Consider the following 20,165-nt stretch of genomic DNA (forward strand, 5'->3'; position numbering starts at 1 on the left):
GCCGGAACGCACCACTAGCCGCTCCGCTGCCACCAGCGGCGCTTGGGGACCGGTGCGGGTGCCGGCTCCTCGGCCTCGTCGTCGTCCTGCTCGGCGCGGGCCAACACGGCGGTCGCCAACGCGCGGTCGTCCGCACGGCAGCCGGGCGTGACGAGCATCAGGTTCGCCAGTGACTCCTCGATGGTGACGAGCCGGTTCGCCGACACCGCCGCGTCGAGCCGGGCGCGGACCAACTGGCGTACCTCCGGGCGTAGGTCCGGCTCCCGGTAGGCGGCGGTGACGAGCGCGAACAGCGCGGCGTCGGCGACCCAGTCCTCGATCCCGAAGGCGAGGTCCACCAGCACCTCCCGCCGGGTCGAGGTGAGCCACGGCTGGTCCGTGGCGTGGTGCAGGATGCCGAGGCACACCCACGGCTGCAGGAGCCGGTACCAGTACGTCGGCGTCGACCTGGCCAGGTGCTGCCAGCGCGCGGTGTCCGGCGGGCCGGGCAGGTGCGCGAGCAGCCCGAGCAGGTCGTCCAGCGGCAGCCCGCCGAGCGGGGCCGCCTCCACGTATCCCGACAGCGGCGACTGCCACGGCTCCCCCGCGACCTCCCGCAGCACGGCGACCGCGGCGGCCGACGGCGCCGGCGCGGCGGGCACCGGCTCGGTGCCGTCGTACCGCCAGACCGCGTACCGGCCGGGCCGCACGGGCGTGCGGATGTCCGGGGGCGGGAACTGGGCGATGCCGATGTCGACCGGGCCGGTGATCCGGCGGCAGGCCGTGATCGCGCTGGCCGGCTCCGCCGCGGACAGCCCGAGGCCGGTGACCTCGAGCTGCTCGCCGCGCGCCCGGCGGCCACCGAGGTCGTTGGCGATGTTGCTGATCGCCTCGCTCGGCATCGGCACCCAGTTGAGCCAGGGCCGCTTCGATCCGGCCAGGGCGAACACCACGTCGGTCATCCCGCACGGGTGCGGATCGTCGTGCACGGCGACCAGGTCCGCCACGTCGCCGGAGGCCCGGAACCGCACCGCGTGCCGGGCCGCGTCGCGGTGCGGGAAGGTGGTGTCGTCGGCCAGCTGTCGCAGGTCGGCATCCGCGTCGCCCGAAAACATGGCGCGGAGCCTAGCAACGCGGACAGCCGGGCAGGGGGCGGAGATCAACCGCGCAGCCGGACCGGAACGGGCCGGAGGCCGCGTAACACCGATGGGATCGACGACGCCGGATGAGTGGAGACGCAGTTGATCTCCGCGGTCCGCCGTTCCGCCGGGCCGCGACCCCACGACGTGAGGAAGTCATGCGACCGAACTCCCTGTCCCGCTCGCTCCGACGTGTCGTCCCCACCACCCTGGCCGCCCTCGCCCTCGGCGCGGCGACCCTTCCGGCCGACGCGGTGGCGGCCGGAAGGACCCAGCCCGACCTGGTCGTCGACCTCGTGACGACCGACGTGCTCAACCCGGCGGAGGGCGAGACCTTCAACGCCCAGGTCGACCTGCGCAACTACGGCAACGGCGACTCGGGCCCGGTCAAGGTCACCGTCTCGGTGCCCGCCGGCCTGCGCACCACGACCCCGTACACCGGCACGGGGTGGACCTGCACGGTGGCGGGCGCGACCAGCTACTCGTGCGCGTACCCGGCACTGTCGGCCGGACAGCGCAGCCAGCTGAACGTGCCGTTCGAGGTGGCCGGCGCCACCCCCGGCACCACCGTGCCGATCACCGCGACGATCGCCCCCGACAAGCGGGAGTCGAACACCGGCAACAACACCGGCTCGGTGACCGTGGCCATCGCGGGCACCTGCGTCATCCGTGGTGTCGTGTGGCACGACCTGGACGGCGACGGGCAGCGCGAGGACGGCGAGCCGGGCATCGGGCCGGACGGCGTGCTCCAGGTGACCCTCTGGCGGCCGCAGGGGCAGACCATCGGCGGCGGGTCGGCCACCGTGAACCCGGACGGCACCTGGTCCATCACGGCCCGGACCGAACTGCTCTACCAGGTACGGGTGGAGGCGACCAGCCAGTACGACAAGACCGCCGGGAACGTGGGTGACGACGCCACCGACTCGGACCTGGTGACGGCGTACCAGTGGGACCCGACCCTGCTCGCCGCCAGCGCCGAGTTCTCGGCCCACGCCGGTGAGGAGTACGTCGTCGACGCCGGTCTGATCACCCGGAGCTGACCTCGGCCGCCGCCTGCCCGGGAAGACACGCGCCCGGGCGGGCGGCAGCCCTCTCCCGCTCGTTCACCTGCCGAGCGGGACCCGGTGGGCTGACCGGGCGGGTCAGCGGCGCAGGCCGACCCCGCCATAGCCGTGCGACACGGCCGAGCGGGGCTCGCCGTCCGGCCGCCAGTCGGCCAGCCAGACCAGGCCCGGCTCGACGAGGTCGTACCCGTCGAAGAACCGCAGGGCGGCGGCGTGCGTGCGCGGCACGAGCGGCGCGCTGCTGCGCTGGTAGACCGCCTTCCCCTGCTGGGCGGGCAGCGGCGGCGCGCCGTCCATCGTCAGGTGGGAGAGCGCGAGCAGGCTGCCGGGGGCGGTGGCGTCGCGCAGCCGGGCCACCGCCGCCCACGGGTCGTCGGCGTCGGGCACGAAGTGCAGCACCGCGACCAGCAGCAGCGCCACCGGCGCGGCGAGGTCGAGGGTGCCCCGCACGTCGGGGTCGGCCAGCAGTTCGTCGGGGCGCCGCAGGTCGCCCCGGACCACGACGGTGCGGCCGTCGGCGGGCAGGAGCCGCCGGGCGTACGCGACGGCGACCTCGTCGTTGTCCACATAGACCACGCGCGAGTCGGGGGCGACTTCCCGGACGATCTCGTGCACGTTGCCCTGGGTGGGCAGCCCGGCTCCGATGTCGAGGAACTGGCGTACGCCCCGCTCGGCCGCGTGACGCACGGCCCTGCGGAGGAAGGCGCGGTTGGTCTGTGCCGCCACGCCGGTGTCGGGGAAGAGCGTCAGGATCTGCTCGGCGGCGGCCCGGTCGGCGGCGAAGTTGTGGCAGCCGCCCAGGTAGTAGTCGTACATCCGGGCGACGTTCGGCCGGGCCTCGGCGTCGGTCGCGGTGGTGGTCGGCTCTCCCGTCACGCCCTGATGTGTAGCACCCTGGGCGACACACCGCTGACCCGTCGTGTCCGTGATCCGGCTGCCGAGCCCGTTCACCTGGTACGACGGTGGGACCAGCCGAGCCGAGGAGGTACCCATGACCGGTGGACGGGAGACCGTGGAGGTCGACCCGGTGGTGTTCCGCGCCGTCTACGACTCGCCCGCCTCGCTGCCGGGCCGGCACCGCTGGACCACCCCGGAGTCGGACGTACGCCGGCTGGAGAAGCTGCTGAACATGCCGGCGCGCAGCATCGGCGCCCCGCTCTGGGTCAGCGGCGACGAGCCGGACTGCCCGAAGTGCGGTCGCCGGGTGAACTGGTACGACATCGTCTCCTCGGCCCTGCACGGCGTGCACGACCGGGGCATGATCGCGCGGGTCATCCTCGGCGAGCGCAAGTACGTCAACACCGAGGTGCCGGACGCCGTCCCCGGCGTGCACTGCGCCGACTGCCGCACAGCCATCGAGGGGCTGCGCAGCTTCAAGTGCCACAACTGGGCGTACGCGTTCGAGGCGCTGGAGGAGATCGTCGAGCGGATGTCGGGCGTGCCAACTCAGCCCGCGCCGCCCACGTCCTCCTGACTGCGCCGGTGCGGCCGGCGGCCGGGCGGTGACGGCGGCTCGGGGCCCGCGTCGGGCACCGGCGGCATGGGCCGGGTGACCGGGGCGTCGCCGGTGACCCGCAGCCGCTCGCCGTGGTGCCACAGCTCGACGGCGTCGGCCGGGCTGGCGTCGGGCAGCTCGTAGCGGGCCGCGTCCGGGGTCAGCGTGACCCGCAGCCGGTGCCCGTGCCAGCGCAGGTGGAAGGCAAGCCGGGTGATCCGGCGGGGCAGCCGCGGGTCGAAGGAGAGCACGCCCCGGTCGTCGCGCAGCCCGCCGAAGCCCTGCGCCACCACGAGCCAGGCCCCGGCCAGCGAGGCCAGGTGCAGCCCGTCGGCGGTCTTGTCGCCGAGGTCCTCCAGGTCCTGCAACGCCGTCTCGGCGAACAGGTCGTACGCCAGGTCGAGGTGGCCGACCTCGGCGGCGAGGATCGCCTGCGCGGAGGCCGACAGCGACGAGTCCCGGACGGTCCGGGCCTCGTAGTAGGCGAAGTTGCGGGCCTTCTCGTCGGCGGTGAACTCGCCGGGGCAGCGGAGCATCGCCAGCACGAGGTCAGCCTGCTTGACCACCTGCCTGCGGTACAGCTCCAGGTAGGGGAAGTGCAGCAGCAGGGGGTAGTCGTCGGCGCGGGTGTTCGCGAAGTCCCACTCGGGCTGCTCGGTGAAGCCCGCCGACTGCTGGTGCACCCCGCGCTTGCCGTCGTACGGGACGTGCACCGCGTCGGCGGCGGCCCGCCAGCCGGCGATCTCGGCCGGGTCGACGCCGAGCCGGGCGGCCGCCTCCGGGAGCCGTTCGGCGGCGTCGGCGGCGCCGCGCAGGTTGCGCCGGGCCATCAGGTTGGTGAAGAGGTTGTCGTCGACAAGCGCCGAGTACTCGTCGGGGCCGGTGAGCCCGGTCAGGTGGAAGGTGCCGGTGTCGGACCAGTGGCCGTACCGGTGCCAGAGCCGGGCCGTCTCCACCAGCAGGTCCACGCCGCACTCGGCGAGGAAATCTTCATCGCCGGTGGCCGCCACGTGGCGCAGCACCGCGTCGGCGATGTCGGCGTTGACGTGCAGCCCGGCGCTGCCCGCCGGCCAGTAGGCGGAGCACTCCCGGCCGCCGAGGGTCCGCCACGGGAAGGTGGCCCCGGCCAGTCGCAGCTCGGCGGCACGCTCCCGGGCCTCGGGCAGGTGCGCGTGCCGCCAGCGCAGCGCCGAGCGGGCCAGCCCCGGCGCCAGGTACGTGAGCACCGGCAGCACGTAGCCCTCGGTGTCCCAGAGGACGTGGCCGTCGTAGCCGTTGCCGGTGAGCCCCTTGGCCGGGATGGTCCGGTCGCCGTCGGCCCGGCCGGACTGGAGCAGGTGGAACACCGCGAACCGGAGCGCCTGCTGGAGTTCCGGGTCGCCGTCCAGCTCGACGTCGGCGGTGGCCCAGGCGGCGTCGAGGGCGGCCCGCTGCGCGTCGAGCAGGGCGGCGAAACCCTCGGCCCGGGCCGCGTCCGCCTCCGCGACGACGAGGTCGGCCAGCTCGCCGGCCGGCGTGCCGTCGACGTGCGCGCACTCGTACGCGGCGAACTTCGTGACCCGGATCCGCTCGCCGGGGCGCAGCGGGCCGGTGACCGCCAGCCGGAACCGGTCGGGGGTCAGCTCGGTGTCGGTCGCGGCGGTGCCCGGCGCGTCGACCCGGTGGGCGACCGCGACGGCGACCCGCTGGGCGCTGCGTTCGGTCCGGTGCACGAGCACCCCGTCGGTGCCGTCGCGCCGGCCCGTCTCGGCGGTGAGCGGGTCGTGGATCACCGACGCGGCGCGGGGGTCGTCGGCGCGCTCCGGCACCCGCTCGTTGGCGAGCAGGTCGGCGCTGACCCGCACCTCGACGGGGCTGTCCAGCGGCTCGACCTGGTAGTCGACCGCGGCGACCGGCCGGCGAGGCAGCGAGACCAGCCGGGTGCTGCGGACCCGGACACCCCGGCCGCCCGGCGAGATCCACTCGGTCTCCCGGCGGACCACCCCGGCGCGCAGGTCGAGGACCCGTTCGTGCCGACGGACCGTCCCGGTCCGCAGGTCCAGCGGCTCACCGCCGACCCAGAGCCGGACGAGCGCGGCGTTCGGGGCGCTGATCACGGTGTCGCTGTGCTCGGGGAAGGCGTACCCGTCCTCCGGGTAGCTCAGCTCGCGCTGCTCGTGGAACCCGTTGAGGTAGGTGCCGGGCATCTCGTAGGGCTCGCCCTCGTCGAGGGTGCCGCGCCAGCCCACCCAGCCGTTGCCCAGCGCGAAGATCGACTCGGTCTCGCCGAGCCGGTCCATGTCCGCCGCGGTACGGCGGATCCGCCAACTCTCGTCGCCCTGCGGCACGGGTCCTCCCGAGGTCGGTACGTCGCGGCCACCGAATCAGACCCGGCTGAGAGGCGCCTGAGACTTGGGTGCCCCGACAGTCATTCCCCCACCACCCTCCAGGTGAACGGAGTATGAACGGTTGGTGAGGTGATTCATGACTGACGCCGTGGTGACCGACGTTCCGGATGTCAGTGCCGACTGGTACCACGACATCGTCGAGTTCGCCGACCGCACGCCGGAACCGGTCCACTGGTTCGCCGTGCACTTCACCGAGGGGGCCGTGATCCTGCTCGGGGTGCTGCTGGTGCTGGCCGCGCTGTCCCGGCTGGTCGGCGGCGACCTCCGGGGCCGGGCGCTCGCCCTGGCCGCACCGGTCGCTGTGGTCTGCGCGTACGCGTCCAGCGAGGGGTTGAAGACCCTCGTGGCCGAGGACCGGCCCTGCCGCAGCCCCGCCGACCTGGTGATCGTGGCCGGGCACTGCCCGCCGGCCGGCGACTGGTCGTTCCCGAGCAACCACGCCACCATCGCGGGCGCGCTGGCCGCCACCGCGCTGCTGCTGCACCGCCGGATCGGCCTGGTGGCCGTCCCGCTGGCCGCGCTGGCCGCGTTCTCCCGCACCTTCGTGGGCGTGCACTACCCGCACGACGTGGCCGCTGGCCTGCTGCTCGGAGTGCTGGTGGGCACCCTGCTCACCCCGGTGCTGGCCCGCCCGGTGGCCGACGTGCTGCGCTGGCGGATCCGCCGCGCCGCCGCCCGCCCGGACGTGCGGCCCGCCCGGCGCTGACCCGCCCGCCGCCGGCGCTCACGTCGTCAGGACGAGGGCGAGGGCGGTGCCGAGGATCAGGGACGGGCCGAACGGCAGGTGGCTCGACCAGCGGACCCGGCGGGCCGCCAGCAGGGCAAGGCCGGCCACCGCCGAGAGGGTGACGGCGAGCACCAGCCCCGCCACCAGCACCGGCCAGCCGTGCCAGCCGAGCAGCGCCCCGGCGCCGAGCGCCAGCTTGGCGTCGCCGAGGCCGAACCCACGCCGGCCGAGCAGCAGGGTGGTCGCCGCGAATCCCGCGCCGAGGGCGAGCCCGGCCGCGGTGGCCCGTAACCAGGGCCCCGGGCCGGCACCGGCCAGCCCGGCGGCCCCGAGCAGCACCCACACCCCGGCCGCCGCGGGCCAGGTCAATCGGTCGGGGAGCCGGTGCACCGCCGCGTCGACAAGGGCCAGCGGCACCGCCCAGGCGAGCCACCAGGCGACGGCCGCCCGCACGCCGGCCGGCCCGCCGGTGAGCGTCACCGCCGCCACGGCCGCGACCACTGCCACCTCCACCACCATCGGCGCCGCGCCGACTCGCGCCCGGCAGGACGGGCAGCGGGCCGCCGGCCCGAGCGCCGGCAGCGGCCGGTCCATGCCGATCGGCGCGCCGCAGCCGTCGCACCCCGCCCGGTCCGGCACACCCGGGGGTACGGCGTACCGGGCGACCGCCAGCCGCAGCAGCGGTACGACCGCCAGCGCGGCCGACAGCCGGACGGCTGGACGGCGGGCGGGGGCCGTCGGTGCGGCGGCGCGGACCCGCCCGGCGGTCATGCCGGCGCCCCGGGGTGGTCGCTGAGGGTTCCACTCTGGAGCACGCAGAGTGAGTTTCGCCCGACCGCCGTGTCGCGGATGGCGCAGAAAACGGCGTCGGCCCCGGGGCGGGCCAGGGCAGGCGGACCGGCTGCCGGCGAGGGACGGGCGCGCCACCGGCCGAGGGGACGGATCGGACCAGAGGGGCGGTTGTCCCCCAATCCGCCGCCCGCCGGCCGGCCCTCGGGACACCCGACGATGTGTGCGGGTGAACGCACTCCTGCCGGCGGTCGACCCGCCCGCGGGCCGTTCGTCGCCGTCCGGACACCCACCGGCCGCCACCGCCTCTCATCACTCACAGTGTTCGAATGAATTGCCTCTGTTGCATCGGCGGACGTCAGCCTATGCTCGCCCCTTGGGTACGACGCAACCCCCGATCAATTGGCGTCGGAGGCCGACCGGAGACACCAGGTTTCGAATTCGTTAAAGATCCGTACAGGTAAATGCAGCGGTAGCAGATGCGGCCCGGCCGAAAACATCCGGGCGCACTTCCGCATGCCCGGAGTGCGTTGACGCGACCACTCCGGGCCGCCACCGAGGAGGGCCCGGCGTTGCGCACACGGCAATCCCGCCGATGGGAAATCTGCCTGCTCAGCCTTGCTCTACTGGCCGCCACCGGCGGCTGCGGCAGCGAGCCGGAGGCGGCGACCCGCCCGCTGGCCGGGGGCGCCGCCGCACCCGTCGCGCATTCCGGCGCCGAGGAGGAATCAGCCGGAAAGGCCGCGCTCGCCGCCTATTCCGGCTATCTCGACGCGTCCCGGGCGGCGAGCGCGCGCAGCGATCCGGCCCATCCCGCACTGGCCCGATTCGTGGCGGATCCGTTGCTGACCCGGGTGCGGGTGGCAATTCGCGAGGCGAAGGAGCACGGCGCCATGCGTACCGGAAGACTCGTTTCCGATCCCACGGTCGTCGCGGTCGACCTGGCCGCCGATCCGCCCACCGTCGAGATCCAGGACTGCCTGGACGCGACCGGCTACCGCCTCGTCTACGCCAAGGACCGCCGGGTCGTCCCCGGCACCCGCGGCGGGCGCTACCTGGCCACCGCCACCGCGACCCGCTACCCGGACGGCCGGTGGCTGATCAGCGCCGGCGCCGGACACCAGGACCAGCCGTGTTGACCTGGGGAGGAAGGGGTGTCCCGGCCCGGCCGGCCCGGGCCGGGACGCCCCGCCGGCTGCTGCTCACCGCCGGGCTCGCGCTGCTGCTGGCGCTGACCGGCGCGCCCGCGCTGCTGGCGACCGGCGCGTCCGCCCGTGCCGGCAACCCCGGCGGCGAGTGCCCGCCCGGGCAGAACGACTGCAACGTCTGGGACGACGAACCCGGCACCCCGGGCGGGCCGGGCGGCGGCGGCGACCCCGGCGGAGGAGGCGGGGACGGCGGCGGCGCCGCGGCGAAGTGCCAGTGGAACGGCCGGGTCATCCCCTGCTACGACGACCTGCTCGGCTGGTTCAACAACGGCGACGGCTGCTACTACAAGCTGGCCGAGCCCCAGCCCACCGCCCCCGAGGGCCAGCAGTGGTACGTCCGGACCTGCAACGGCGGCGACCTGGGCGCGCAGAGCGTCGTGCTGCGCGACGGGCCGCCGCCCGGCTACGGCGCGCCGCCCGACCCGGAGGAACTGGCCCGCCGCGCCCTGGCCTCGATCTCGCTGCTGCCACCCCGGGTCGCCGTCGCGCCCCGACGCAGCAAGGGTCCCGGCCTCGTCGGGCTGCCGGTCTGGATGTGGGCCAGCGGCGGGGCGTCCTACTTCGGGCCGCTGCGCGCCTCCGCCTCGGACCGCGGGCTGACCGTCGAGATCACCGCCCGGGTCACGCGGATCGTCTGGACCATGGGCGACGGCACCCAGGTCACCTGCACGGGGCCGGGCACGCCCTACACCGCCGACGGCCCCCGGGCCGGGCGCACCTCGCCCGACTGCGGCTACGACCGCGGCTACGCCCGGGCCGGCACCTACCAGGTCAGCGCCACCACGTTCTGGACCGTCGAGTGGTCCGGCGGGGGCGAGAGCGGCGAGATCGCCCAGAGCCGGGTCAGCGGAACGGTCCCGGTGCAGATCAACGAACTTCAGGTGGTGACACGGTGAGCGCGAGGAGTGAGCCGGGTTTGCGAGCCCCGCAGTCGCGAACGGAGATGACGCAGTGAGTGTGGCGACGCGGAACGGGACTCCCCTGGACGCGCCGGTGGCGCCGCCCAAGGTGGTCCGGCAGCGGCGGATCCGCCCCGGCCTGCTCGGCCTGGCCGTGCTGCTGATCGCCCTCGGCGGCCTGGGCGCGGCCTTCGCGGTCACCTCGGTGCGCTCCACCGGCAGCTATCTCGCGGTGGCCCGGCCGGTCGAGGTCGGCCGGCAGCTCACCGCCGACGACCTCGTCCCGGTGCGGGTGTCCGGCGGGCGGGAACTCCAGCCGGTGCGGGCCGACCGGATCAAGGAGGTGCTGGGCCGGCGGGCCGCCGTCCGGCTCACCCCCGGCACGCTGCTCACCCCGGCCCAGCTCACCGACGCGCCGCTGCTCGGCCCCGGGCAGCAGCAGCTCGCGCTGGGGCTGGAGCCGAGCCAGGTGCCGGCCCGCAAACTGCACCCCGGCGACAAGGTGCTGCTGGTCAGCACACCCGACACCAGCGCCGGTGGCACCGAGGCCACGCGCGGCGGCGGCACCCGGTTCGAGGCCACCGTGATCGACACCGCCACGCCGGAGAACGACGACGTGGTGGTCTACCTGGCGCTGGCCATCCGGGACGTGCCGGCCGTGGTGGCGCTGGCGGCCGACGACCGGATCGCGCTCGTGCTCACCGAGGCGGCCTGATGGCGATCATCGCCATGGTGTCGGCGAAGGGGTCGCCGGGCGTCACCACCGCCGCGCTGGCCGCCACGCTGAGCTGGCACCGCCGGCTGGTGCTGGCCGAGTGCGACCCGGCGGGCGGCTCGATCCTCGCCGGCTACCTGGGCGGGGCGCTCGACGGCCCGCGCGGCCTCGGCGAACTGGCCGTCGGGGAGCTGCGCGACGGCAACCTGGAGAACGCCTTCTGGTCCCAGCTCGTCGACCTGGACGCGCCGAGGCGGGAGCGGCTGCTGCTGCCCGGCGTGGTCGACCCGGCCCAGGCCGGCAGCGTCACCCCGCTCTGGCAGCGCTTCGCCGACTTCTTCACCAGCCTGGAGCGGGGCGTCCCGCCATACGACGTTGTTGTCGACTGTGGCCGGTTGCAGGTCGGTGATCCACCGTGGCCGGTGCTGCGGGCGGCGGCCGTCGTGCTGCTGGTCACCCGGGCCCACCTGCCCGACCTGTCCGCCACCCGCGCCACGGTCAAGGCCATCGAGCGGGACTTCGCCGAGCACCGGATCCCCCCGGGCACCCTGCGCCTGCTGGTGGTCGGGGACGGGCACGGCGGCAGCGAGATCAGCAAGGCGCTGCGGCTGCCGGTGATCGCCCGGCTGCCGCACGACCCGCGTACCGCCGAGGTGCTCGGGCACGGCGGCACCGTACGCGCCAACCGGCCGCTCATGCGCGCGGCCGGCGCGCTGGAGGTGCCGGTCCGGGCGTTGCTGGACCGGCGGCGGGCCCGGCTGGCCTGGCCGGGAGCCCCGGCCCCCCGCGCGGTGAGCGCGCCGAGCACGCCGGGGGTGTCCGGTGCGGTTTGAGCCGGTCTCGCACGACCCGCGCGGCCAGCAGCCCGGCGCCACCTCGACGGTGCCGCCGCTGGTCCCGCCCAACGCGCGGCACCACCTGCCCCCGGCGCCCGCCGTACCGGTCGCGCCGCCACCCCCGCCGCCCCGCCCCCGGGTCGACTTCGCGGTGGTCCGCGAGCTGCGCCGGGAACTCAGCGAGCGGCTCACCCTCTGGCAGCGCGGCCGGGAGTTCGACGCGGACGCCGAGGAGGTCGAGCGGGCCCGGCTGGCCGTCGCCGTGGTCTCCGCGTACGCGGACTCGGTCCGCCGGGCCGGCACGCCGATGGCCGCCGACGAGGAGCGGCTGCTGCTCGACCAGGTGACCGCCGAGCTGGTCGGTCTGGGCCGGCTCCAGACGCTGCTTGTCGACGACACCATCGAGGAGGTGCACATCCTCGGCTGCGACCAGGTGCGCATCACCCGGCACGGCGGCGGCGTGGACTGGGCCGAGCCGATCGCCGACAGCGACGACGAGTTGGTGGAGATCCTCCAGGCGGCGGCCCGCCGGGCCGGGGCGACCGAGCGGTCGCTGTCCACCTCCAAGCCGACGCTCGACCTGCAACTGCCCGACGGCAGCCGGCTCGCCGCGGTCTTCCTGGTCAGCCACCGCCCGTACGCGGTGATCCGCAAGCACAACACGCTCGCCGTGAGCCTGGAGGACATCGCCGGTGGCCGGCCCGACCTGGACGAGATGATCGACCCGCTGCTGCGCGACTTCCTCCGCGCGTCCATGCGGGCCGGGCTGAACATCATGGTCGCCGGGCTGGCCGGGGCCGGGAAGACCACTGTCATCCGCGCGCTCATGGACGAGATCCCGGCCGACGAGCCGTACGTGCTGCTGGAGGAGAGCCGGGAGCTGCTGCCGGCCCGGCGCGGGCACAAGCACCGGGCGGTGATGAGCTTCGAGTCCCGGGAGGGGCACGGCGAGCGCGGGCTGGACGGGCGGCCCGCCGGCGAGGTGAGCATCGCCGACCTCATCCCGGTGTCGCTGCGGATGGGCGTGCTGCGGATCATCGTCGGCGAGGTGCGGTCCCGGGAGATCGTGCCGATGCTCCAGGCGATGACCACCAGCCGCGGGTCGATGTGCACGATCCACGCGCGCACCCCGGCCGGGGTGGGTGAGCGGATCATCGAGCTGGCGCTGGCCCACGGCCGGGAGATGACCGTCGACCAGGCCCGCCGCATGGCGGGCAACGCGCTGGACCTGATCGTCTACGTCACGGTCGAGGACGAGACGGCGATCGGCGGCCGCAAGCACCGCTTCGTCTCGCACGTCGAGGAGGTCATCGGCGTCGGCGAGGGCAACCGGATCACCACCACCAGCGTCTTCGGCCCGGGACCGGACGGCCGGGCGGTGCCCCGCCACCTGCCCGAGCGGATCCGCGACCAACTGCTCCGGGTCGGCTACGACGCCCGGCTGCTGACCCGGTTCATCGAGGCCGGCACGGGCGCCTGGCGGCGGCCCCGGCACACCCGACTGGGGCGGCGGTGACCTCATGACGACCATCGAGTTGATCGCCCTGGTCTCCGGGGCCGCGTGCGTGGCCGGGCTGGTGCTGGCGGTGGTCGCGCTGGTCGGCACCCGCCGGCCGCCCCGGTCGGCGGCGGGCGCCGGGCCCGGGCTGAGCCGGCTCTGGACCGGCTCCGGGGCCGGCCGCCGGGAGCAGCACCGCCACCAGGTGCTGCTCGGCGCGGCCGTCGTGGCCGGCGCGCTGGCCTTCCTGCTCACCGGGCTGCCGGTGGTCGGCCTCCTGGTGGGGCTCGCGGTGCCCGGCGTGCCGTGGCTCTTCGCGGTGGGTCGCGCCGAGCAGCGGGCCATCGCCCGCATCGAGGCGGTCGGCGAGTGGACCCGGCGGCTCAAGGACATCTCCAACACCGGCCAGGGCCTCCAGCAGGCCATCATCGGCACCATCGCCACCGCGCCGGAGGAGATCCAGGAGGAGGTACGCACCCTGGCGGCCCGCCTCCAGGCCGGCTGGCTGGCGAAATCCGCCCTGCTGGCCTTCGCCGACGAGATCGCCGACCCGGTCTGCGACCAGGTGGTGGCGGCGCTGATCCTGCACCTCACCGACCGGGGCGAGCGCCTCGGCGACGTGCTCGGCTCGATCGCCGCCGCCGCCTCGGCCGAGGTGGCCACCCGGCGCGAGGTCGAGGCGAAGCGGACGCAGCCCCGGTTCGCGGTCCGCTTCCTCACCGGGATGACCCTGGCCACGCTCGCGTACGGGCTGGTCAACAGCGACTACGTGAAGCCGTACGGGACGGTCGTCGGGCAACTGGTGATGGCGGTGCTCGGGGCGGCCTTCGTCGGGCTGCTGGTCTGGGTGCGGTCGATGAGCCAGCCGCCCCGCCCGGCGCGCTTCCTGCCGGCACCCGACCCGGAGGAGGCGATCGCATGATTGTGAACTGGCAGCTGGCGGTCGCCGTGCTGGGCGGGGCGGCCGTCGGGCTGGGCCTGTTCCTGGTGGTCCGCGAGGCCCTGCCGGCCACCCCGGCGCTCGGCCCGGCGCTGCGCCGGCTGCACCAGCCGCCCGGCCAGGCCCCGGTGGCCGGGAGTGGGCCGGACTGGCTCGGCGGTGTCTCCCGCTGGCTGCGCCCGCCGCACCGGCAGCTCGCCCTGCTCGACCGGACCCCCGAGCAGTACGCCCTGTCGGTGCTGCTCTCCGCGCTGGTCGGGTTCGCCACGCCGGCGGTCGCCTCGGCCGTGCTCTTCCTGGGCGGGGTGGCGCTGCCGCTGGCCGTACCCGTGGTGGGGAGCCTGGGGTTGGCGCTGGTCGCCGGCCTGCTCGCGCACCGGGCGGTGCTGGCCCGGGCGGACGCCGCGCGGGACGAGTTCCGCCAGGCGGTCTGCACCTACCTGGACCTGGTGGCCTTGCAGCTCTCCGCGGCGCACGGCCCGGTGCAGTCGCTGGAGCGCGCGGCGGCGGTCTGCGACGGCTGGGTCTTCGACCGGATCCGGGAGGCGCTGCGGATCGCCCAGCTCCAGATGCACTCGCCCTGGGACGAGCTCCAGGAGCTGGCCGACCGGATCGGCATCCCGGAGCTGGGCGACGTGGGGGCCATCATGCGCTCCTCCGGAAGCGAGGGCGCCCAGGTGCACGAGACCCTGCGCAGCCGCGCCGACTCGCTGCGCGACCAGATCCGCACCGACAACCTGGCCCGGGCCGAGGGGGTGACGAGCCGGCTGGACATCCCCGGCTCGCTGCTGGTCTTCGTCCTGCTCGGCTTCGCCGTCTACCCGTTCCTCGCCCGTCTGTGAGCCCACCCCCGACAAAGGAGACGACCATGCACCTCTACGCCTACCTGTACGCCGCGGTCAGCAGCCGCCTGGCCGAGCTGCGGCGGGACACCGAGCGTGGCGACAGTCCGGTGCCGACCGCAGTGATCATCTTCGGCCTGGTCGCGGTGGCCATGGCGGTCACCGCGCTCGCCCTGACCAAGGCCAACGACTGGATGAACGCCATCCCGAACCACACGGATCCAAAGTGACGTCCCGCCCCGCCCGTACGGACCGGAGCCGGCCGGCACCCGCCGGCCGGCCCGCCGGTCGGCGCGGCCCGGGGCGGGTCACCGCCGTCCTGCGTGGACGGCTCGCCGCCGGCGGGCCCGAGCGGGGCGCCAACCCGGTCGAGCTGGCGGTGGTGATGCCGGCGATCCTGGTGCTGCTCTTCGCCTCGATCCAGCTCGCCGTCTGGTTCGTCGCCCGGTCCACCGCCCTCAACGCGGCGCAGACGGCGGTGAACGCCCAGCGGGCGCTCCAGGCCCCGCCGAACGCCGGTCGGGACCGGGCCACCACCTTCCTACGTGCCGCCGGGGACTGGCTTGTCGACTGGGAGTCCCCCGGCCCCACCTGCACGGCGACCGCCACCGAGGTCACCTGCACGGTCAGCGGGCGCTCCCTGTCGGTGATCCCGGGCGTGCGGTTCGCGGTGTCGCAACGCGCGCACGGCCCGGTCGAACGCTGGACGACGGGGTGAGGCGCGTGGCGCGGGACCGGGGTTCCGTCTCGATCGAGGTGGCCGTGCTCGCCCCCGCCTTCATCGGGCTGATGGTGCTGGCCGGGGTGGCCGGCCGGACGGCCGTCGCCGACGAGGCGGTGGAGTCGGCCGCGCACGACGCCGCCCGCGCCGCGTCGATCGCCCGGGACGCGCGGACCGGCCGGACCGCCGCCACCGGCGCGGCCCGCCGCCAGCTCGACTGGTCGGGGCTGCGCTGCACCGCCCCGCCGGCGTTGACCTTCCGCGGCTCGGTGGGGGACGCCGGGACCAGCTTCGCGGCCGCGTACCGCAGCGCGCCCGGGGTGCCGGCGACGGTCACCGTCACGGTGACCTGCACGGTCTCGTTCGCCGACCTGCGGGCGCCGGGGCTGCCCGGGGTGCCGGGCGGCAAGACCGTCTCGGCGAGCTTCACGTCCCCGCTGGACACCTACCGGAGCCGCCGGTGACCGGGCGACGCGCGTCGGAGAGCGGCCGGGTGAGCCTCTTCCTGGCCGTGGCCATGACCGGCGTACTCGCGATCATCAGCCTGGCGTACGACGGCGCCGGGCAGCTCCGCTCCTTGCAGCGCGCGGACAACCTGGCCGCCGAGGCGGCCCGCAGCGGCGGCCAGATGATCGACCGGGCGCACGCCATCGAGGGCGGCCCGAAGCAGATCGACGAGGTGGCCGCCCGGAAGGCCGTCGCGGACTACCTGAGCGCCGCCGGCGGGGTCCGCGACCACGAGGTCAGCTTCCCGGTGGTCGCCGGCGAGCGGCAGATCCAGGTACGCGTCCGCATCACCTACCACCGGGACCTGCTCGGTCTCTTCGGCTTCCAGAACACCGCCACCGTCACCGGTGAGGCCACGGCGCGGGCGCTCACCGGAGCCCCGTAGGAAGGGAAGGCAGCCATGGGTGCATCGCAACGCTCGGCCGTCCGGCGGACCGGCCAGGTCCTCACCGGCCTCGGCGCCCTCGTCGTGCTCTGCGCGGTGCTGGCCGGTGGGCCGGTCGCCCTGCTGGCCTTCGCCGGCAACCCCCTCCCCGACCACCTGCCCACACTCGCGGAGGTGGGCACGGCGTTGACCAGCCGCGACGACGGTCAGCTCTTCCTGCGGGCGCTGGCCGTGGTGGGCTGGTTCGGCTGGGCCACGTTCGCCTTCTCCGTACTCGTGGAACTCCTCGCGGGGGCGCTGCGCCGGCCGGCGCCCCGGCTGCCCGGGATGCGCCGCCAGCAGCGGGCCGCGGCCGCCCTGGTCGGCTCGGTGGCGCTGATCCTGGCGGCCAGCCCGGCCGCGGCGAGCGCCGCCGCCCTGGCCGCGCCGCAGCCGGTCGCCGCCGCGCCGGCGGTGGTCGCACCGCAGGCCGGACACACCGCCCCGCAGGCCGGTTCCACGCTTGCCGCCCCGCCGGCCCGGGCCGCCTCGGTCACCACGAGTCCGGCGGTGTACCGGGTGGCGAAGGGCGACTACCTGGGCGAGGTGGCCGACCGCTACCTGGACGACTTCGACCGCTACCGCGAGGTGGCCCGGCTGAACCGGCTCGCCGATCCGGACCGGATCCGGCCGGGGCAGTTGCTCAAGCTGCCCGAGGGGGCGGTCGACGCGGGCGCCCGCCGGCACGCGACCGGCCGGCTCGTGGTCACCCCGGCCAGCCCGGCTCCCGGCCCGGCCGCCACGCCGGGGGGTGGCGGCGCGTCCTCGACGACGCCGAAGGGCAAGCCGTCCCCGCACCCGACCGGACGGGACACCACGCCCACTGTGGAGGCGCCCGCCGGGCAACAGCCATCCATGTCGGCGGGGGCCTCCCGGGCCACCGCGGAGGACGGGATCAACCGCCCGCTGGCCATCTCGGCGGTGCTGGCGGTGGCGAGCATCGTGGGCGCCCAGATCGGCGCGGTCCTCGGCCTGCGGCGCCGCCCGGTGCCCCGGACGACGGTCCGCGACCTCGTGGTGGGCCGCCACCGCAAGGGTTGACGCCATCGGCCGGCGACGGCGGTCAGGGGAGGCGGGCCTCCAGGCGGCCGTTGACCACCCGGGTGGGGAGGACGACCTGGTCGTTGCCCGAGGGGCCGTGGACAACCTCGCCACCGTTGAGGCGGAACGTGCTGCCGTGCCAGGGACACACCACGCAGGCGTGGCCGTCGATCTCCTGCACCTCGCCCTCACCGAGCGGGCCGCTCTGGTGCGGGCAGCGCTCCAGCATCACCGTCACGTCGTCGCCGTGCCGGTAGAGGATGACCGAGACGTCGTCGATCTCGCGGGTGAGGAGCTGGCGCTGCGGCAGGCTCGACATGTCGCCGAGCGGGTGCCAGCCGTCGCTGACCAGGTGCAGCTCGGAGATGCTCTGGCTGACCTGCGCGCCCTGCTTGTACGCGAGGTGCCCGCCCAGGTACGCCCCGGCGCTCGCCGCCGACAGCCCCAGGTAGGCCAGCGCGCGGCCCAGGTTGTGCCGCCCGTTCATCCGGGCCGCCAGCGAGCCGGCGTAGAGGCTCAGGCCGATGGAGTTCGCGGCGGCGTGCACGAGGCCGATCCGGCGCTGGTCGCGGGAGAGTGCGGCCCAGTCGTTGAGCCCGGCCACGGCGGCCGGCAGCGCGCTGACCGTGCCGACCCCGACGAGCGCGGTCGCCGCCCGGCGCTGGCCGGGCATCAGGTCCACGACGGCGGCCGAGATCCAGGCGCCGACCGGCACCTGCACCATGGCCGGGTGCAGCGGGTGCCCCAGCCAGACGCCGTGCAGGAAGTCCCGGACCCGCTGCGCACGCAGGGTGCCCTGGACGGCGCGCTGCAACCGGTCACCGACCCGGTCGAGTCGGGTGTTCTGCTCGATCTTCGTCAATAGTTCGCGCACGTGGTCCGACTTCCCGGCAGGAGAGGTCCCAAACCGGGCGGCGACAGCGGATCACCCCATCGGGTGATCGTCGTCCGCCCGCCAGCGGTCGGTGTGCACGGCGGCGGCCAGCGGCCGGGGCGTACGCCACCCGTGCCGAACCAGGTCGGGAACGGTCTGGAGGTGGCTCACCGGGCCCACGCAGAGCCAGGCCACCGGGCGGATGCCGGGCGGGATGCCGAGCAGGTCGGCCAGGAACGGCTCGCGGTAGAAGGAGACCCAGCCGACGCCCAGCCCCTCGGCGGTCGCGGCCAGCCAGAGGTTCTGGATGGCCAGGCAGACCGAGTAGAGGCCGGCGTCGGCGATGGCGTGCCGGCCGAGCACCGCGGGCCCACCCCGCCGCGGGTCGTACGTGACCACGATCGACAGCGTCGACTCCAGCACCCCGTCGATCTTGATGCGGGCGAACCGCTCGGCCGCGTCGCCGTCCAGCGTGGCGGCGAAGGTGTCCCGCTCGGCCTGGACGTGCGCGTGGAACCGGCGCCGGGTCCCCGGGTCGCGGACCAGCACGAAGTCCCAGGGCTGCGAGTTGCCGACGCTCGGCGCGGCGTGCGCGGCCGTGAGGATCCGGTCCAGGACGCCGTCCGGCACCGGCTCCCCGGTGAACTCGGCGCGCACGTCGCGGCGGCGGTGGATGACGTCGTACAGGTCCACAGGCAGGCTCCCGCCGCACTCGGCCCACCCTCGCGGTGGGCGACTCAACGCTAGAGGGAGCCGTCAGCGCGCGGGCGGGGCGGGCGGGGCCAGCTCGCGCAGCACCTGGCTGAGCCGGTCGATGCGGGACTGGGCCTCGCCGCGCAGCCGCTCGGCAAGCGCGTTCCAGTCCTCTGTGGTCGGCGCCTGCCCGGGTGGCAGCGCCGCGAGCGCCCGGCCCACCTCGGCCAGGGTGAGGCCGACCCGCTGGCACGCCTCGATCATCGCCAGCCGGCACATCACGTCGCCGTGGTAGCGGCGCTGGTTGCCGGCCGTGCGGTCGCTGCTGATGAGTCCCTGCGCCTCGTAGAAGCGGATCGCCGACGCGGAGACGCCGCTGCGCTGCGCCACCTGACCGATGGTCAGGCCCGGCTCGTGCCAGTCGAAGGACGTGTCCTGCTTCACGCCCCGAGTATGCCCGCCGACGATTGACCTCAACAATTGTTGAGGTTCTACGGTCGGCTCCATCGAGTTCACGAGAATTCCCTGGAGGCGACAATGATCCTGGTGACGGGCGCGACGGGCAACGTCGGGCGGCGCGTGGTGGAGCGGCTGGTGGCGGCGGGCCACGGCGTACGGGCCGTGACCCGCGATCCGGGCCGCGCGAAGCTGCCGGCGGTTGTCGAGGTGGTGGCCGCCGACCTGGCCGATCCGGAGACCCTCCGCCCGCACCTGGCGGGCGTCGACGCCGTTTTCCTGATCTGGCCGTTCGTCGAACCGGCCACGGCGGCGCGGCTCGCTCCGCGCGTCGCCGCCGTGCTCGCCGCCGCCGGGTCGCCCCGGGTGGTGTACGTGTCGGCCGCCACCGCCGAGGCCGACCCGGACTCGTTCTGGGCCGTGGTGGAGCGCGCCGTCATGGCGTCCGGCCTGCCGTGGACGATGCTGCGTCCCACCGGGATCGCCACGAACACGCTGGGCTGGGCCCCGGCCATCCGCGCCGAGGGCGTGGTGCGCTGGCCGTACGGCACGGCGGCCCGTTCGATGGTCCACGAGGACGACATCGCGGCCGTGGCGGTCGACGCGCTGACCAGCGACCGGCACGACCGGCGGACCTACGTGCTCAGCGGCCCGCAGACGGTCACCCAGGCCGAGCAGGTGCGCCTCATCGGCGCCGCGATCGGCCGCGACCTGCGCTGGCAGGAGGTGCCCGCCGAGGCGGTACGCCCCATGCTGTCCGTGGCGATGGGCAGCGCCGCGTTCGCGGACGCGGCACTGGCCGGCTGGGCGGCCATGGCGGAGACGCCGGAGCAGGTGACCGGCGACGTGGCGGCCGTGCTGGGACGCCCGGCGCGCACGTTCGCCGACTGGGCCGCCGACCACGCGGCCGACTTCGCCTGAGTCCGCCGCC

The 20,165-nt window shown here is 75.3% G+C and carries 23 protein-coding genes; 16 read left to right on the forward strand and 7 right to left on the reverse strand.

The window, feature by feature from the left end:
- Positions 1–14: 14 nt before the first annotated feature.
- Positions 15–1,094 (reverse strand): hypothetical protein, encoded by a 1,080-nt coding sequence (locus GA0070603_RS18530; RefSeq protein ID WP_091315602.1) that lies wholly within the window; start codon positions 1,092–1,094, stop codon positions 15–17.
- Between the two features lie 182 nt (positions 1,095–1,276).
- Between GA0070603_RS18530 and GA0070603_RS18535 the strand changes: the two genes are divergently transcribed.
- Positions 1,277–2,158, forward strand: coding sequence for an SdrD B-like domain-containing protein (locus GA0070603_RS18535; protein WP_167544558.1), 882 nt, complete (start codon positions 1,277–1,279; stop codon positions 2,156–2,158).
- A 102-nt stretch (positions 2,159–2,260) separates the two neighbouring features.
- Here the strand turns inward: GA0070603_RS18535 and GA0070603_RS18540 are convergent, their stop codons facing one another.
- A complete protein-coding gene (locus tag GA0070603_RS18540; RefSeq protein WP_279627498.1) occupies positions 2,261–3,058 on the reverse strand; it encodes an SAM-dependent methyltransferase in 798 nt (265 codons plus the stop codon).
- Positions 3,059–3,173: 115 nt separating this feature from the next.
- On the opposite strand from GA0070603_RS18540, the gene GA0070603_RS18545 reads away from it, so the two are divergent.
- Entirely contained in the window at positions 3,174–3,656 is a 483-nt protein-coding gene (locus GA0070603_RS18545; RefSeq protein WP_091315611.1) for a DUF8243 domain-containing protein, read from the forward strand.
- On the opposite strand, the gene GA0070603_RS18550 is transcribed toward GA0070603_RS18545, so the two are convergent.
- Complete coding sequence (locus GA0070603_RS18550) at positions 3,629–6,004, reverse strand: glycoside hydrolase family 65 protein (RefSeq protein WP_091315615.1); 2,376 nt, start codon at positions 6,002–6,004, stop codon at positions 3,629–3,631. The genes GA0070603_RS18545 and GA0070603_RS18550 overlap by 28 nt on opposite strands.
- A gap of 136 nt (positions 6,005–6,140) precedes the next feature.
- Between GA0070603_RS18550 and GA0070603_RS18555 the strand changes: the two genes are divergently transcribed.
- Positions 6,141–6,770 carry a phosphatase PAP2 family protein gene (locus GA0070603_RS18555; RefSeq protein WP_091315618.1) on the forward strand — a complete coding sequence of 210 codons (630 nt, stop codon included), beginning with the start codon at positions 6,141–6,143 and terminating at the stop codon, positions 6,768–6,770.
- 18 nt (positions 6,771–6,788) lie between these two features.
- Here the strand turns inward: GA0070603_RS18555 and GA0070603_RS18560 are convergent, their stop codons facing one another.
- On the reverse strand, positions 6,789–7,562 hold the full coding sequence (locus tag GA0070603_RS18560; RefSeq protein WP_091315621.1) for a prepilin peptidase: 774 nt from the start codon (positions 7,560–7,562) through the stop codon (positions 6,789–6,791).
- A gap of 590 nt (positions 7,563–8,152) precedes the next feature.
- On the opposite strand from GA0070603_RS18560, the gene GA0070603_RS18565 reads away from it, so the two are divergent.
- The 12 genes from GA0070603_RS18565 to GA0070603_RS18620 all read left to right on the forward strand — a co-directional run bounded on the left by GA0070603_RS18565 (position 8,153) and on the right by GA0070603_RS18620 (position 17,211).
- Positions 8,153–8,719: a hypothetical protein gene (locus GA0070603_RS18565; RefSeq protein ID WP_091315624.1), complete on the forward strand. Its 567-nt coding sequence runs from the start codon at positions 8,153–8,155 to the stop codon at positions 8,717–8,719.
- On the forward strand, positions 8,713–9,684 hold the full coding sequence (locus GA0070603_RS18570) for a hypothetical protein (protein WP_091315627.1): 972 nt from the start codon (positions 8,713–8,715) through the stop codon (positions 9,682–9,684). Before GA0070603_RS18565 ends, GA0070603_RS18570 begins: the two co-directional genes overlap by 7 nt.
- A 55-nt stretch (positions 9,685–9,739) precedes the next feature.
- Entirely contained in the window at positions 9,740–10,402 is a 663-nt protein-coding gene (locus GA0070603_RS18575; RefSeq protein ID WP_091305366.1) for an SAF domain-containing protein, read from the forward strand.
- Complete coding sequence (locus GA0070603_RS18580) at positions 10,402–11,235, forward strand: CpaE/TadZ family protein (RefSeq protein WP_091315629.1); 834 nt, start codon at positions 10,402–10,404, stop codon at positions 11,233–11,235. Before GA0070603_RS18575 ends, GA0070603_RS18580 begins: the two co-directional genes overlap by 1 nt.
- The gene (locus GA0070603_RS18585; RefSeq protein WP_091315632.1) at positions 11,225–12,754 is read left to right on the forward strand and encodes a TadA family conjugal transfer-associated ATPase; all 1,530 of its coding nucleotides are present in this window, start codon (positions 11,225–11,227) and stop codon (positions 12,752–12,754) included. The genes GA0070603_RS18580 and GA0070603_RS18585 overlap by 11 nt, the downstream gene beginning before the upstream one ends.
- Before the next feature lie 4 nt (positions 12,755–12,758).
- Entirely contained in the window at positions 12,759–13,658 is a 900-nt protein-coding gene (locus tag GA0070603_RS18590) for a type II secretion system F family protein (protein ID WP_091315635.1), read from the forward strand.
- Positions 13,658–14,518, forward strand: a complete 861-nt coding sequence (locus tag GA0070603_RS18595) for a type II secretion system F family protein (protein WP_357272544.1) — start codon at positions 13,658–13,660, stop codon at positions 14,516–14,518. Before GA0070603_RS18590 ends, GA0070603_RS18595 begins: the two co-directional genes overlap by 1 nt.
- 26 nt (positions 14,519–14,544) lie before the next feature.
- Positions 14,545–14,748 (forward strand): hypothetical protein, encoded by a 204-nt coding sequence (locus GA0070603_RS18600; protein ID WP_091315643.1) that lies wholly within the window; start codon positions 14,545–14,547, stop codon positions 14,746–14,748.
- An 89-nt stretch (positions 14,749–14,837) separates the two neighbouring features.
- Entirely contained in the window at positions 14,838–15,236 is a 399-nt protein-coding gene (locus tag GA0070603_RS18605) for a TadE family protein (protein ID WP_244282729.1), read from the forward strand.
- Entirely contained in the window at positions 15,233–15,703 is a 471-nt protein-coding gene (locus tag GA0070603_RS18610; RefSeq protein WP_091315651.1) for a TadE/TadG family type IV pilus assembly protein, read from the forward strand. Before GA0070603_RS18605 ends, GA0070603_RS18610 begins: the two co-directional genes overlap by 4 nt.
- 53 nt (positions 15,704–15,756) lie before the next feature.
- A complete protein-coding gene (locus GA0070603_RS18615) occupies positions 15,757–16,131 on the forward strand; it encodes a hypothetical protein (protein ID WP_244282730.1) in 375 nt (124 codons plus the stop codon).
- Positions 16,132–16,146: 15 nt separating this feature from the next.
- A complete protein-coding gene (locus GA0070603_RS18620; RefSeq protein ID WP_091315660.1) occupies positions 16,147–17,211 on the forward strand; it encodes a LysM peptidoglycan-binding domain-containing protein in 1,065 nt (354 codons plus the stop codon).
- Between the two features lie 22 nt (positions 17,212–17,233).
- On the opposite strand, the gene GA0070603_RS18625 is transcribed toward GA0070603_RS18620, so the two are convergent.
- From GA0070603_RS18625 to soxR, 3 genes are all read right to left on the reverse strand, one after another.
- Positions 17,234–18,085, reverse strand: coding sequence for a Rieske (2Fe-2S) protein (locus GA0070603_RS18625; RefSeq protein WP_091315664.1), 852 nt, complete (start codon positions 18,083–18,085; stop codon positions 17,234–17,236).
- 51 nt (positions 18,086–18,136) lie between these two features.
- Positions 18,137–18,778, reverse strand: coding sequence for a 5,6-dimethylbenzimidazole synthase (bluB, locus tag GA0070603_RS18630; RefSeq protein ID WP_091315668.1), 642 nt, complete (start codon positions 18,776–18,778; stop codon positions 18,137–18,139).
- Positions 18,779–18,841: 63 nt separating this feature from the next.
- Complete coding sequence (gene soxR, locus GA0070603_RS18635; protein WP_208862910.1) at positions 18,842–19,222, reverse strand: redox-sensitive transcriptional activator SoxR; 381 nt, start codon at positions 19,220–19,222, stop codon at positions 18,842–18,844.
- Positions 19,223–19,315: 93 nt separating this feature from the next.
- Here soxR and GA0070603_RS18640 point away from each other — a divergent pair, with 93 nt between their 5' ends.
- Entirely contained in the window at positions 19,316–20,155 is an 840-nt protein-coding gene (locus tag GA0070603_RS18640) for an SDR family oxidoreductase (protein WP_091315674.1), read from the forward strand.
- Positions 20,156–20,165 lie beyond the last annotated feature (10 nt).

The sequence above is a fragment of the Micromonospora chersina genome (assembly GCF_900091475.1).
GTDB lineage: Bacteria > Actinomycetota > Actinomycetes > Mycobacteriales > Micromonosporaceae > Micromonospora > Micromonospora chersina.

Coding starts and splice junctions, on each gene's coding strand:
- GA0070603_RS18530 (WP_091315602.1), bottom strand. CDS start 1,094: ATGTTTTCGGGCGACGCGGATGCCGACCTGCGACAGCTGGCCGACGAC.
- GA0070603_RS18535 (WP_167544558.1), top strand. CDS start 1,277: ATGCGACCGAACTCCCTGTCCCGCTCGCTCCGACGTGTCGTCCCCACC.
- GA0070603_RS18545 (WP_091315611.1), top strand. CDS start 3,174: ATGACCGGTGGACGGGAGACCGTGGAGGTCGACCCGGTGGTGTTCCGC.
- GA0070603_RS18555 (WP_091315618.1), top strand. CDS start 6,141: ATGACTGACGCCGTGGTGACCGACGTTCCGGATGTCAGTGCCGACTGG.
- GA0070603_RS18560 (WP_091315621.1), bottom strand. CDS start 7,562: ATGACCGCCGGGCGGGTCCGCGCCGCCGCACCGACGGCCCCCGCCCGC.
- GA0070603_RS18580 (WP_091315629.1), top strand. CDS start 10,402: ATGGCGATCATCGCCATGGTGTCGGCGAAGGGGTCGCCGGGCGTCACC.
- GA0070603_RS18590 (WP_091315635.1), top strand. CDS start 12,759: ATGACGACCATCGAGTTGATCGCCCTGGTCTCCGGGGCCGCGTGCGTG.
- GA0070603_RS18600 (WP_091315643.1), top strand. CDS start 14,545: ATGCACCTCTACGCCTACCTGTACGCCGCGGTCAGCAGCCGCCTGGCC.
- GA0070603_RS18615 (WP_244282730.1), top strand. CDS start 15,757: ATGACCGGCGTACTCGCGATCATCAGCCTGGCGTACGACGGCGCCGGG.
- GA0070603_RS18620 (WP_091315660.1), top strand. CDS start 16,147: ATGGGTGCATCGCAACGCTCGGCCGTCCGGCGGACCGGCCAGGTCCTC.
- GA0070603_RS18640 (WP_091315674.1), top strand. CDS start 19,316: ATGATCCTGGTGACGGGCGCGACGGGCAACGTCGGGCGGCGCGTGGTG.